The sequence below is a fragment of the Chitinophaga varians genome, from assembly GCF_014529945.1.
Classification (GTDB): Bacteria; Bacteroidota; Bacteroidia; order Chitinophagales; family Chitinophagaceae; genus Chitinophaga; species Chitinophaga varians.
Genome location: NZ_JACVFB010000003.1, coordinates 480,479 through 494,586, shown reverse-complemented (window position 1 = coordinate 494,586; position 14,108 = coordinate 480,479). Strand labels below are relative to the sequence as shown.

Below are 14,108 nucleotides of genomic sequence, written 5' to 3'. Positions count from 1 at the left end.
GAGATGTTGGATGAATTCTGCGATATCCCGGAACGATAAAACGATAAAACCATAAAACCCAGGGCTCACGCCCTGGGCTACGTTGTTGTTCAGGCTTTTTTTTCGTCGGATATCTTTATAAATCTATGTATCCCCGAATTTCAAATGGTGAATCGCAGAACCTTCCGTCATACCGAAATTCATTCAGATGCTTCCACATAGAAGCAAACATCCCTATCCATAAAACATCATCGCTGTAAAGGAATTTGAATAACATCGTAGCCCAGGGCGTGAGCCCTGGGTTTATGAATTCAATGCGGGCAATCGCATCATCGATTTAACCGCCCCGTTATTCAATTGATTTTTTCAATTTCGCCATGGCGCGTACGGGGAACGTCCCTACGCCTTTGAATTTTGGTGGTACGGCGCTGAAGGTGAAACCTTGCTCCGGCAATAGTTCCAGGTGGCAGAGATGTTCTACGATGAGTATTTCGGCGCCCAGGAGGGTAGTGTGTACGGGTCTGCTGCGGCCTTGGGTATTGTCGATGTTGTGGGAGTCGATGCCGACCAGCTTCACGTCACAGTCGCGCAGGTATTCGGCTGCCTCGGCGGTGAGGTAGGGATGGTTTTCGTAGTAGGCGGGCGTGTTCCAGTGGGTGGCCCAGCCGGTGTGTACGAGGACGGCGCGATGGCGTATCTCGTGGTTACGCAGCCTGTCGGCGGTAACGGCGAGGCCCTGTTCGTGAGGCACGCGGATGACGATGGCTTCCAGGTCGACGAAACGTTCCAGTGGCATTTCCGACATGTCTTTTCCATCAGCGAAGCGGTGGAAGGGGCAGTCGATGTAAGTACCGGTATTGGTGACCATTTCTATTTTTCCGATCTGGAAGGTGGTATCGCCGTCATACAGGGCGGCGGAGGCTTCGCGGCTGAGGAAATCGCAGACTACGGGGGCAGGCAGCCCTTTATAGGTGACGAGCCCGTGTTCGATCGCGTGGCTCAGGTCTACGAGGTAGTTGGGGGCGTCGGAGCTGACTGGTTTTCGTTTATGCGGTTCCGTAAGGATTTCCTTGTTGAGGATACGGGTTTCGCCTACCATCAGCAGGCGCATGTCTGCTACGATATAGTCTGCCAGTTCTTTGTCGGAGATGTCGTCGCCGGCGATATCCAGCCGGAAATCTTCTCCTTTGATACCGCCGCCGTTGGTGAAGCGGATATCAAAATCAAATTTTACTCTTTTGTTCATCGGTTGATAATTTTCCCGTTTTGAGACGTTTATAAATGTACGATATTAGCACCATGCTTAGAGAATTTCAGATACTCACTGCTGAAGAGGCATTGAACCAGCATCAGATACAGATAAAAGTCCTTGAAAGTGAAGAAGCTTTTATGGATATGATTGGAACAGATGGTTATTTCTATGTGCATAAAGGTGATCTGCATTTGCCGGGCGACCTGATCATTGATATGGACCGACTGGATAATATGCCGGATGGCCGGCCTCCGCTGGGATTTGCCGTCATCGGTAACCTGACGGTGGATGGCGGTGTCCTCAACGAAACGGGCGATTATGGCTCGGTGTTGTATGTAGCCGGCAATCTCACCTGCCGCAATCTTATGGTGGGCGGCGCGCCCACCCGCGTGGAAGGCGATGTCCGTGTGGAAGAAGTGATCATGCTGCATTATAACCATGGCTGGATGAAGTGTGATGGCACTTTCATCGCTCCCATTATGATCGTGGACGACTATCACATCATGCCTTTCCGTAAAGAGATCAGCCAGTTTTATTATAATGACCGCGATGCTGAAAGCCCCGAAGCCAATGAATGCGGTGAGTCTGAAGACGGTGATCCGGTAATTTCGGAGAACCTGCGTGCGTTGCTCAACAATCCCCTGACGACTGATTTCGAGGAAATACGCCGCGATCTTGCAGCAGGGGAGAGTGTGATCGCGCCGGTGCAAAGAACGCTTGAATACTGGCGCAACAAAGTACGCCGCAACTACCAAGACCTGAAACGGGTGCCGATGGAAATGCGTACTGCCAATCTGTGCGACGAAGCGATGGCTTACAGTGTGGCAGCGCTGCAATATTTCCCGCCGGGCGCTATTACGCCGGAACTGGCCGCAGTTGCGGCGGAGCGGGATGGCAAAGCGTTGCGTTACCTGCCGCCGGAGCTGATCACCCGGGAGTTGTGTTACCTCGCGGCCAAACACGGCGCCATTCTGAAGTATGATATTCCGGAGCGGTTCTACGAGCATGCGCTGTTGTGTAATGTGATCAAAGTGTCTGACTGGCAGATGGAACATGTGCCCATCGTTTTTATGACGGAAGATATGTTGGTGTTGTACGTGAAGGCCGGTCGCGGTGCGTGGCTGGACAGGTACTGTCAGCAATCCGGCGTGTCCAAACAGAAAGTGCTGGAGCGCGTCATGGCTGATGATATCAAATACCTCGAAAATATTTTCAACTGGCATCTGTCAGCCGCTACCTATGCGTATGCGCGGCAGCGTTATGATAAGCCGGAATACGCAGAGGCGTGGAACGCTTTCAACGAACGTTTTGCCCGGAAAATATCCCGGCTGAATGGGAACCCGTCTACTCCATCGTCATGACGAGTTTGCGGCCATAGGTCTGGTTGTTTTCCATCATGCTATGTGCCTGCCGCACGGTGTCTTCACTGAAGCGGCCCACTACCTGCACCGCAGGCGGGGTGATGGCGCCATTATCGAGCAGGGCGGCCAGTTTCCGCAGGTTTTGGCCGTACCATGACAGTTGATTGGCCACGGCATAGGCATAGTTGGAGATGTTGAGCACATGTGCGCCTTTGTCGAACAACAGTTCCCGGGTGCGGGACGTTCCAAGAAAAGTGATGTCTGCATACCCTTTGTTAAGCCCTATTACCTCCGCTGCCGTTTCGGAGACGCTTCCTCCCACAATATCTACCGCCCAGTCGAAATGCCGTTGTCCGGTGGCCTCCAGCAATCTTTGTGTCAGGTTGGGCTGCCGGTAGTCCAGTATGTGTGCGGCCGGAAGGCCCAGTGTTTCCAGTGCGGCCCTGCTTTGTTCGTTGCCGGCAACGGTGAACAACTGATGGACGCCATGTGTTTTCAGCAGTTTGATCAGGAAGCTGCCTACAGCGCCGGCGCCGCCGGTGAGGAAAAGCAGCTCTTCCGGTTGGGCATGTATCCGCTTAAAGGTTTGCCAGGCGGTGAGCCCGGCCGACGGGATAGCCGTGGCCGTAGTAAAAGGCAATGCTGCCGGCAACGGCGCCACCATGTGGTAATTGAGCGCGATATGCGTAGCATAGGTGCCGTTAGATCCTTTGCTGCCGGCCGCAGCGATCACTTTATCCCCCGGAAGAAAGCCGGTTGTCTGTGCGCCTGCTGCCACCACTATGCCGGCCAGTTCCCGTCCCAGCACCGGAGAATGCATATGCTGACTTTCGCGGCGGCCCTGCCGCATCTGATAATCAATCGGATTAAAAGCAGCTGCTTTAATTTCGATCAGTAATTCATTTTCCTTATAAACGGGAGTAGGTAGTGCTGTTTGCCGGAACTGACCTACGTCTCCAAATCCGTTTAATACAATTGCCTGCATGTCCTTAATTTTGGGTAAAGCTAAGGGGCTGGGTCATGGTGACCAATAACCGGGATAATTGAGCGTTACTCACAAAAAAATGAGTGGTATTATGATTAAAGAAACATCCTCCAATGCAGCTAACCGGGAATTTCTGCGCAGTGTGTGCCGTATCACCGGGGCGCTGGAAATCCTTTCAGGTCGCTGGAAAGCGCTGGTGCTGATTCATATTTCAGAAGGGAAGAATCGTTTCAGTTTATTGAAACAGGTACTGCCGCCGGTGTCTGACCAGGTGCTGGGACGGCAGCTGCGGGAGCTGGAAGCAGAAGGATTGCTTACCAAGACCATCATCCCTGAAGTACCGGTGCGGGTGGATTACAGCCTCACGGATAAGGGAGCTGCGGTATTGCCTATTCTGGATGAGTTGGCGGAGTGGTATGATAAACGGGCGGACTAGGAGGCAGCTGTTAGCAGCTGTTGTAATTTTTTTTCCTGTAAAATAGTGATGGATTTCCCCTCCGCTTCAATCAGCCGTTGTTGGATAAAATCCTGTAGGATACGATAGATCGTTTCGTAGGTGGTGCCGGCGAGCGAAGCAAGGTCCTGCCGGTTGATCGTAAATTGTTTGTGCCCATATACCCGGCTTATTTCCAGCAGCGCATCTGCCAGTCTGCTTTTCACGTCCATGTGCACCAGGTTGCGCATTTTCTTTTCTGCCTCCTGTAATTCCGCGGCATAAAACTGCATGAGCCGGTAGGTGAGGGCGGGGTTTACTTTGAGAGAGGCTTCAAAAAAAGTATTGTCCACATAACAGAAAGTACCGTCTTCCAGGGCCGTGGCAGATACCGGATAGAGGCGTTGTTCGCTGCCAAAGCCGCGATGACCGAGAATGTCGCCTTTCTTTGCCAGCCGGATGATGAGTTCTTTTTCCGGTCCCCATTGTTTATGCACTTTCACTTTCCCTTCATATAAAAAATAGATGCCGGTGGCCGGATCTCCTTCGCGGAACAGTATTTCCCCCTTTTTAAACGACTGATGCTGCCGGTGGGCGGCCACCGCAGCCAACCATTCCGGAATAGCATGCTGGCATAAGAAACATGTCTTCAGATCGCAGGCCCTGTTTTTCTTCATGGTTGCAATAGTAATACTTTTTCGATGTTTTTAAAGAAAAAATGCTGTTTAATATGATTTGAATCATATTTTTGTGGTGATTTTTATTTCTGGTTATCATTTTTCATTTCATGGATCATATAAACAGGCCTGAAAAGGCCGGAAAAGTATCGAGAAGAGTATTTTACCTGAGCATGCAGGCTTTGCTCAACGCCATCCTGGTAGGCTTTGTGGCCAAGGGGCTGGTATTGCTGATCAGCCTGATCACCAATCTGTCGTTTTATGGTGAGTTTTCATTTGAAGAGAGGGGCCCGGCAGGCCATCATCTGGGCTGGGTGGTGATATTGGTGCCTGTTATGGGTAGCCTTATTGTGGGCGTCATGGCGCGTTTTGGCAGCAAAGCGATCCGTGGGCATGGTATTCCGGAGGCGATGGAGAACATCATTTTGAATGAAAGCCGGATACCGCCGGTGATCACCTTATTAAAACCGCTGTCAGCCGCTATTTCCATTGGTACGGGTGGCCCTTTTGGTGCGGAAGGCCCTATCATCGCTACCGGGGGCGCCATGGGATCGTTTACCGGCCAGGTGATCCATATTTCTGCTGCGGAGCGGAAAGTATTGCTGGCAGCGGGCGCTTGCGCCGGCATGTCTGCCATCTTCGGTAGTCCGCTGGCAGCTATTCTGCTGGCGATAGAGCTGCTGCTGTTTGAGTTTTCTCCCCGTTCGGTGATTCCGGTGGCTTTATCCTGTATCGCCGGCGCGGGCATGCATCTGTTGTTGTTTGGCAACGATCCGGTATTTGCGATGCCGCCTGTTCCGGTGGTATCGGACATGGCGCTGGTGACTTATGTGCTCATGGGCGCCGCCATTGGCCTAGTGGCCGCGCTGGTGTCCCGTTCTGTGTATTGGGTAGAGGATATGTTTGAGCATTTGCCTGTCCACTGGATGTGGTGGCCGGCGATGGGTGCTGTGGCCGTGGGGGTGATTGGTTATTTCGCGCCGCATACCATGGGGGTGGGGTATGATAATATCAAGACGTTGCTAACGGGAGATGTGACGGTAACACTGATGTTGTCCCTTTGTGTGTTGAAATATCTGTCGTGGGTGATCTCGCTGGGCAGCGGTACTTCCGGTGGTACGCTGGCGCCGTTGTTCACCATTGGCGGTGCTTTTGGCGCGCTGATGGGAGTAATCGTGCTACAGCTCTTTCCGGGCAGTGGCATTAATCTGGCTACGGCCGCATTGATCGGTATGGCGGCCATGTTTGCCGGTGCGTCGCGCGCATTGCTGACAGCGATTGTATTTGCGCTGGAAACGACCGGCCAGCCGCATGGACTGCTGCCGTTGATCGGCGCATGTACCACGGCTTACTTTGTCTCTTTCTTTTTGATGAAAGGCTCTATCATGACGGAGAAGATCCGCCGCCGGGGCGTTCATGCGCCGGAAGAATATATCCCCGATGTGATGCAGCAGATCAACGCTGCGATGGTAGCGGTGCAGCCGGAGATGATGGTGAAAGATACCTTCACCGTAGGACAGGTGAACATCCTGCTGGATAATCACGCTTATTATCAACAGCACTTGCTGGTGACCGATACAGATGGCCGTTTTGCCGGGTATCTCGACCGGCAGCAGTTGCTGGCGGCCAACGAAAATACGCTGATCACCCAACTGGTATCGCGTACAGCGCCGTTCCTGTTGCCCGGCGATGATATCAACATGGTGGCGCAGATGCTGGAGAAATATCAGCTGAGCGTATTGGCGGTGATAGAAGACAACCGGCTGAAGGGCATGGTGACAGCCGCGGCGATCATGCATACTTACAGTGAAAGACAACTGGCGTCCGCGAGATATCATTCTGCCTTCTTCGGCAATACCCGCCTGTTGCGGCTGATGGCACGCGGAAAACGCCTGCTTGTGAGATAACCGGCGCTCGTTTTTCATGTGCCTAAATATGGTACTTTTGCTGCGGAATTTACCACCATGCAGCAGAAACCATTGACTACCAGGGAGCGGATTTTACAATCCCGGAACTTTAAAAACGGAACGTTCCATAACCTGGCGCCTACTCCCATGAAATCGGAGGACATATCTTATTTCGGTATGCTAAAGCAGGCGTTTCGCCGGCCGGCCACTGTCCGTCCATCTAAGCCGCTGCCGGCTGTGAAAGTGCCGTTGGGGGCGGTGGCTGGCTTCAAGCCGGTCATCACCTGGTTTGGACATTCTTCTTACCTGATACAGATCAACGGCCTGAACATATTGGTAGATCCGGTCTTCAGCGGTCAGGCCTCACCGATGCCGTTTACCATCAAGGCATTCCCCGGCAGTAACGGCTATACCGCTGCTGATATGCCACCGATCGACATCCTGATCGTCACCCATAATCATTATGATCATCTCGATAAAAAAACGATCGCAGCCCTGCTGCCTTCCACCAAAGCAGTGTATACCGCGCTGGGCGTAGGGAAAGACCTGATGGCCTGTGGTAGCCCTGCCGATGGTAAAATTACAGAGATGGATTGGTGGGATACCATACATTTATCCGATGAGCTGTCACTAACGGCAACGCCTGCACGTCATTTTTCCGGTCGCGGCCTGAAAAGAGGCGGCAGCCTGTGGACTTCGTTCGTGTTTCACCTGTATGGATATACGTTGTTTCTGGGTGGAGATTCCGGTTATGGTGATCATTTTCGGGAGATAGGAAAAATACACGGGCCTTTTGACCTGGCTATCCTGGAATGCGGCCAGTATGATGATGCGTGGCCTTATATTCACATGACACCGGAAGAGGTGGTACAGGCAGCCATTGACCTGGACGCCAAGGTGCTGATGCCGGTACACTGGGCAAAGTTCGCATTAGCGAATCATCCGTGGAACGAGCCACCGGCAAGGGTAACGGCCGCCGCTGCGGTAGAAGGGCTGGCAGTCACCACCCCGATGATCGGTGAACAGGTGATCGTAGGAGAGAGTTATCCACATCTGCAATGGTGGCATCTCTGAACATTTAGTCATCTAATCATCTAATCATTTAGTCATTTAGTCATTGGGTTATTTATAAATTGAAGATGGCCATTTCCAGGATACCATGATCAGGCTGGTGAAAAAGACGATTTTCACCCATCAGCTTTTTCTCTATTTCGTGGAGTGGTTCTATTCTCTCCAGCCGGCCCATACGTGCCACCAGTTCCCGGATCTGTTGACGAGTGTTGCTATTATAAGTGGTATTAACGTAGCTTTCCAATACATTTAGCGCATTACGGTAGTAGACAAGATAACTGTCCGGTATTTCAGATCGCGCCAGCAGAAAATCGAAAATACACTGATGATGCTGTTGTGGGGTCATCAACAACTGCATGATTTGCACCCATTCTTCATTGCTCATATAAGGAAGCATACCTTCAAAGATAATGATGGCCGGCTCTTCGGCCACATATCCGTGTTGTTTCAACATTACCTCCAACTGCTTTAGATTATGCAGATCGCATTGCAGGAAATATAGCGGTCCTGTTATATGTAATATTTCTTCATAGATTTTTTTCTTCTCTTCGATATACCCGTTGTCTACTTCCAGTATACGGCTGATCCGGCCGGGATAGTGCTCCAACAGGTACAATGATAGCGGGTCCAGTCCTGCGCCCAGCAGCAGCACCTGTTGAACAGGAAATTGTTCCATACGGTGACGTATCGCTTCCCGGACGGCCCATTTACGGTAATAGAAGGTCTCTGCAGCCGGTGGATAGGAGCGGCTGAAATCACGGAAAAAACGGCTGGTTTCAGTGAAGTCAATTGCATCGATATAAGCTAGTTCCAGCGGACTGTCATAAACCTTGACCGCCAGTTCCAGCACTAGTCTGGAAGTATCCGGAACTTTTAACTTATGGGTCATCAGAATTGGTTATTTTTAATGAATATAAGGCTTACGTGCGCATTGAAGATGCAGTTAGAACAATTACGAATTACGGATGACGAATGGAGGGCTTACTATCAGGACGGTTACCAATTAAGCTCTCTATAAGCAGATCCTTCATTCGTCATCCGTCATTCGTCATTCGTAAATGATAAAAATATAGCATATGAAGGAACGCATAGCATCTCTCAGCAAACTGGAAAAGGACGGCAGGCAGATATCCCGTTTACCTTTCTCCATCAGGATCTTACTGGAAAACGTATTGCGTAACCACGACAATTTCGCTATCACCGATGAACATGTGGAAACGCTGGTCAACTGGCAGCCTACACCGCCTGACAAGGAAATTCCTTTTAAGCCGGCGCGTGTGCTGATGCAGGATTTTACCGGTGTGGCGGCCGTAGTGGATATTGCCTCGATCCGGGCGGAAGTCATCCGCAGAGGAAAAGACGGCGCTAAAATCAATCCGGCCATCCCGGTAGACCTGGTGGTGGACCACTCCGTACAGGTTGATTTTTTCGCTACAGACTACGCTTACACGAAAAATGTGGCTTACGAGTATGAGCGTAACAAAGAGCGGTATCAGCTGCTTAAATGGGCGCAACAGGCTTTCGATAATTTTACGGTCGTGCCACCAGGTATGGGCATCTGCCATCAGGTGAACCTGGAGTACCTGGCACATGGCGTGATCTCCCGCGATGGATGGATATTCCCCGATTCGCTCGTGGGCACCGACTCACATACCCCTATGGTGAATGGTATCGGCGTATTGGGCTGGGGCGTAGGTGGTATCGAAGCAGAAGCGGCCATCCTCGGGCAACCGATTTATTTCTCCTGTCCGCAGGTAATAGGCCTGAAACTAACGGGACAACTGAGTGAGGGCGTTACCGCTACGGATATGGTGTTAGCCATCACGCAGCTACTGCGCAAATATGGGGTGGTCGATAAATTTGTGGAAGTATTTGGCGATGGGCTGGACCATCTCTCGGTACCCGACAGGGCCACTATCTCCAATATGTCGCCGGAATTTGGTTGTACAGTGACCTATTTCCCTATCGATGAACAAACATTGCAATACATGCGGCGCACGAATCGCGCGGAAGAAGTGGTGGCCCATGTGGAACACTATTGCAAGGAAAATATGTTGTGGCGTCATGGTAATGAAAATATCACCTATTCTGACGTGATAGAGCTGGACCTCACCAGGGTACAGTCGGCCGTGGCCGGCCCTAAGCGGCCACAGGACCGGATTTTGGTGAAAGATCTGCATTCGGAGTTTGAGTCGCTGCTGAACAAAGAGTTCAAAAGGATGTACACGCCGGAAGGCAAACGTCGCGATACTGCCTGGCTGTATGAAGGCGGTTCCGGTACGGCCTTTACCTACGAGATTCAGAAGCATACCGAAGAAGTGGCGGTGGAAGTGGATTATCTGAAGTCGGTGCGCATCAAACTAAAAAATGAAGAATATGTACTGAGTGATGGTGCGATTGCTATTGCTGCCATCACCAGCTGTACCAATACCTCCAATCCAAGTGTGATGATCGGAGCGGGGCTGGTAGCCAAAAAAGCGATCAGCCGCGGCCTGTACGTGAAGCCATGGGTGAAAACCAGTCTGGCCCCGGGGTCCCGCGTAGTGACCGAATACCTGAAACGTTCCGGTTTGCTTTATGAACTGGAAGCGTTGCGTTTCCATGTGGTGGGATATGGTTGTACTTCGTGTATTGGTAACAGTGGCCCTTTGCCGCCACATATCGCGGAGGCGGTAGACAAAGGCAGTCTGATTGTAGCCTCCGTGTTGTCGGGCAACCGTAACTTTGAAGCACGTGTACATCCGCAGGTGAAGATGAACTTCCTGGCATCGCCGCTGCTGGTAGTGGCATATGCCATCACCGGCCGTGTAGATGTGGACCTGCTCAATGATCCGCTGGGTTATGATCCTAATGGCGAGCCGGTGTTCCTGCGGGACATATGGCCTACACAGGATGAAATCAACGAAGCCGTTGCCGGCGCGGTGAAACAGGAAGACTTCAGAAATACCTATTCGGTGATCTTTGAAGGCGATGACCAGTGGAAAGGATTGCTGGCGCCTACCGGTCAGGATTACCATTGGAGCAACGATTCTACCTATATCAAAGAAGCGCCTTTTTTCTACAATCTGCCAGACACGCCGTCTGCCGCGGAAGATATTGTTGATGCGCGTGTGCTGCTGATGCTGGGTGATTCCGTAACCACCGATCATATCTCACCTGCCGGTTCCTTCAAAGCGGACACCCCTGCCGGTAAATACCTGCTCGACAGAGGCATCGATCCCAAGATGTTCAACTCTTACGGTTCCCGCAGAGGTAATCATGAAGTGATGATCAGGGGAACGTTTGCCAACGTGCGTATCAAAAATGCGTTGTCGCCCAAAGAAGGCGGCTTCACCACCCTGATGCCACAGGGCATGGTGTTACCGGTATACGATGCGGCCATGCAATATGCCGCTGCGAAGGTGCCGTTGATCATCCTCGCCGGAAAAGAGTATGGCAGCGGTTCTTCGCGCGACTGGGCCGCCAAGGGCGCTAATCTGCTGGGCGTGAAAGCGGTGATAGCGGAAAGTTACGAACGTATCCATCGCAGTAATCTCGTGGGTATGGGCGTGCTGCCGCTGGAATATGTGAACGGCGAAACTGCCGCGTCGCTGGGCCTTTTCGGTACAGAGACCTATTCCATCAACGGCATCGCGGAAGACCTGACGCCCGGAAAAATTGTAACGGTAACGGCTACACCGGCGAGTGGACCGGCGGTTGTTTTCCAGGCTAAATGCCGCCTGAATGCTGCTATTGAAATAGAGTACTATAAAAACGGTGGTATCCTGCAATATGTGCTGAGAGCGTTTCTGAAGAAGGCATAGTGCTCGCTGGCTCTCGCAAAGGCGCAAAGCAGCAAAGAGCGCAAAGACAATATAAGAGAGCAGAGAAAGCAAAGGGGCGAAGATCAGATTTGATCTTCGCCCCTTTGCTTTCTTATTCTCAAAAAAAATCTTTGCGCTCTTTGCTGCTTTGCACCTTTGCGAGACTATTTCTTGACGAGTTCCGATATCTTCTTTCGATCGCCCACCAGCCATACTACATCTTCCCATTCAAAAGCCATATCGGAGGGCGGGTTCAGGATACGTTCGCTGCCGCGCGCAATACCTACTACCAGCGCATTGGTTCTTTCTCTGATGCCGGAGCTGCGGATGGTCTGTCCTTTCAGGCCATTGTGTTCGTCTACCACGATGCTGGTAAGGCCTACATTGTCATCTGCCATGTCGTCGCTCCTTTCCACCACGAGCGTGTTCACCACGCGGTTAAATTCTTCCAGCTGCGCTTCCGTGCCGATGGCCACGATCACATCATGGGGGAACAGCTTTTCCTGCCGGGTAGGCGCATAAATGGTGATATTACCTCTTTTGATAGCGCCTACGTTGATACCGTATTTCTCCCGCAGCTGGAGGTCTACCAGGGGCGTGTCGATCAGGGACGACCATGGATTGATTTCTATCTCAGACACCTGTGCATCCCAGGGGAGCAGGTCGGCAGCCGGTGTTTTCTTTGCTGCGGCATCTGCTTCCTCGCGGGCGTTGAGGTTGGAGAGGAAGCGGTGTTCAATGCGGCTGTAATATTTCTGTAGCTGTTGCCGTAATGCCAGCAGTACCACTGCCATTACGATCGAGGTGCCCAGTAACGCCTGCCAGAAGGGAAAGAACTGATTGAGCAGGAACCCTACCAGTAGCACGGCCACCACGTTGCGGATCACTTCCACTACCACGAGCGGACCGCGGTTATATTTGGAATCGAGCCAGAGCGCCTTGTAAGCGCTGCCCTGTACTTTTTTGATGGTGAGCGCGGAAATAAACGGGGCCATCATGGCGATGGCCAGTACAACGGCTATCAGCTTCGCCAGCAACTGGTTTTCCACGTATTTCGCAATGAAAGGTCCTACATAGTAAGTGTTGAGCAGAATGATGGCGATCAGTACCACGCTGTTGAGGATGATGACTTTCAGGTAAGCGTTGAGCACAATGCGCCAGTCGCTTTCCGCCTGAAGGGTTTGTGAGCTGGCAGAGTAGCGGTTGAGCGCCAGCAGCCATTTCTCCGGGATGATCTTCGACAGCCAGTTGTACATGGGCGTAGAGAAACGGATCATGTACGGCGTGGTAAACGTGGTGACCGCGGAAACGCCCACTGCCACCGGGAAGAGGAACTCGCTGGTCACACCGAGGGTGACGCCCAGCGTGGCGATGATAAAGGCAAACTCGCCTACCTGTGCCATACTCATGCCTACCTGCACGGCCTCTTTCAAGGGCCGGCCAGACAAGAGCGCGCCTACACCAGTGCTGATGAATTTGCCGAAAATAGTCAGCAAGGTAATCCACAGTACCGGCCAGCGATATTCGATGATCATCTCGGGGTTGATCAACATCCCCACGGATACAAAGAAAATAGCGCCGAACAGGTCTTTTACCGGCTGTATGAGATGTTCTACTTTTTCGGAAGAAGTGGTTTCCGCGATGATGGAGCCCATGATAAAGGCGCCCAGCTCTGCGGAGAAACCTACCTGTGTGGCCAGTATCACCATACCCAGGCAGAGTGCAATGCTGAGGATGAGCAGCGTTTCGCTGTTCATATATTTCTCCATTTTTTTCAGGAAAGTGGGTAGCAGGAAGATGCCTGCCAGGAACCATACCGCCAGGAAAAACAGGAGTTTGGCGATGGTGAACAACATCTGGGAGCCTTCAAACTGCTTGCTCACCGCCATGGTAGAAAGCAATACCATCAACAGGATCACCACAATATCTTCTATCACCAGCACCCCAAATACAATTTTGGTAAATGGTTTTTTCTTGATGCCCAGTTCTTCAAAAGCACGGATAATGATCGTGGTGGACGAGCTGGCGAGCAAACCGCCCAGGAACAGGCTGTCCATCGTGCTCCAGCCCATCAGTTGACCGGTGAAATACCCGGCCACAGTGATAAAGGCAATCTCTGTAAAGGCGGTAATCGCCGCCGTGCCTCCTACACGCATCAGCTTTTTAAAACTGAATTCCAGGCCGAGGGAAAATAACAAAAAGATAACGCCTATCTCAGACCATATCTTCACGCTCTCCCCGTCGCTGATGGAGGGAAAAAGGTGAAAATTAGGGCCCACGATGAAGCCGGCGATGATATAACCCAATACCATGGGCTGTTTCAGTCGCCTGAATAATAAAGTAATAATACCGGCCGCTCCAAGAATCAATGCCAGGTCAATAATCAATTTCGGTAGATGCATACAGTAAAAATCGATTTATAGATTGCGTAATGTACGGTTATGTCAGCGCGTATAAACGTGCCGGCATAATGTGTTAAAGCCAATTGTTGAATCGCTGAACTTCGCTAATATATTATTTTTTCAGGGGGTTGACAAGTGAAATGTTAAAGGGGAGATACAGGGTGGATGATAGTTAGGGGGTGATCTTTAAAAGATCAAAAATTGTCAGATTTTAAGGAGATAATCGAAAATATTCCTA

At 51.4% G+C, this 14,108-nt stretch carries 10 protein-coding genes; 5 read left to right on the top strand and 5 right to left on the bottom strand.

The window, feature by feature from the left end:
- Nucleotides 1–328 precede the first annotated feature (328 nt).
- The gene (locus ICL55_RS16350) at nt 329–1,225 is read right to left on the bottom strand and encodes a cyclase family protein (RefSeq protein ID WP_188099145.1); all 897 of its coding nucleotides are present in this window, start codon (nt 1,223–1,225) and stop codon (nt 329–331) included.
- Nucleotides 1,226–1,278: 53 nt separating this feature from the next.
- On the opposite strand from ICL55_RS16350, the gene ICL55_RS16345 reads away from it, so the two are divergent.
- Nucleotides 1,279–2,592: a polymer-forming cytoskeletal protein gene (locus tag ICL55_RS16345; protein ID WP_188099143.1), complete on the top strand. Its 1,314-nt coding sequence runs from the start codon at nt 1,279–1,281 to the stop codon at nt 2,590–2,592.
- Here ICL55_RS16345 and ICL55_RS16340 read toward each other — a convergent pair.
- A complete protein-coding gene (locus ICL55_RS16340; RefSeq protein WP_188099141.1) occupies nt 2,576–3,577 on the bottom strand; it encodes a quinone oxidoreductase family protein in 1,002 nt (333 codons plus the stop codon). The two genes, ICL55_RS16345 and ICL55_RS16340, sit on opposite strands and share 17 nt — an antisense overlap.
- Before the next feature lie 91 nt (nt 3,578–3,668).
- On the opposite strand from ICL55_RS16340, the gene ICL55_RS16335 reads away from it, so the two are divergent.
- Nucleotides 3,669–4,013, top strand: coding sequence for a winged helix-turn-helix transcriptional regulator (locus ICL55_RS16335; protein WP_188099139.1), 345 nt, complete (start codon nt 3,669–3,671; stop codon nt 4,011–4,013).
- Here ICL55_RS16335 and ICL55_RS16330 read toward each other — a convergent pair.
- Complete coding sequence (locus ICL55_RS16330; RefSeq protein WP_188099137.1) at nt 4,010–4,687, bottom strand: Crp/Fnr family transcriptional regulator; 678 nt, start codon at nt 4,685–4,687, stop codon at nt 4,010–4,012. The genes ICL55_RS16335 and ICL55_RS16330 overlap by 4 nt on opposite strands.
- A gap of 110 nt (nt 4,688–4,797) precedes the next feature.
- On the opposite strand from ICL55_RS16330, the gene ICL55_RS16325 reads away from it, so the two are divergent.
- Nucleotides 4,798–6,594, top strand: a complete 1,797-nt coding sequence (locus tag ICL55_RS16325; RefSeq protein WP_188099134.1) for a chloride channel protein — start codon at nt 4,798–4,800, stop codon at nt 6,592–6,594.
- A 57-nt stretch (nt 6,595–6,651) separates the two neighbouring features.
- Nucleotides 6,652–7,668, top strand: a complete 1,017-nt coding sequence (locus ICL55_RS16320; protein ID WP_246496397.1) for an MBL fold metallo-hydrolase — start codon at nt 6,652–6,654, stop codon at nt 7,666–7,668.
- Between the two features lie 52 nt (nt 7,669–7,720).
- On the opposite strand, the gene ICL55_RS16315 is transcribed toward ICL55_RS16320, so the two are convergent.
- Nucleotides 7,721–8,554, bottom strand: coding sequence for a class I SAM-dependent methyltransferase (locus ICL55_RS16315; protein ID WP_188099132.1), 834 nt, complete (start codon nt 8,552–8,554; stop codon nt 7,721–7,723).
- A 187-nt stretch (nt 8,555–8,741) separates the two neighbouring features.
- Here ICL55_RS16315 and acnA point away from each other — a divergent pair, with 187 nt between their 5' ends.
- Nucleotides 8,742–11,468, top strand: a complete 2,727-nt coding sequence (acnA, locus tag ICL55_RS16310) for an aconitate hydratase AcnA (RefSeq protein ID WP_188099131.1) — start codon at nt 8,742–8,744, stop codon at nt 11,466–11,468.
- 164 nt (nt 11,469–11,632) lie between these two features.
- On the opposite strand, the gene ICL55_RS16305 is transcribed toward acnA, so the two are convergent.
- Entirely contained in the window at nt 11,633–13,870 is a 2,238-nt protein-coding gene (locus tag ICL55_RS16305) for a monovalent cation:proton antiporter family protein (RefSeq protein ID WP_188099129.1), read from the bottom strand.
- Nucleotides 13,871–14,108 lie beyond the last annotated feature (238 nt).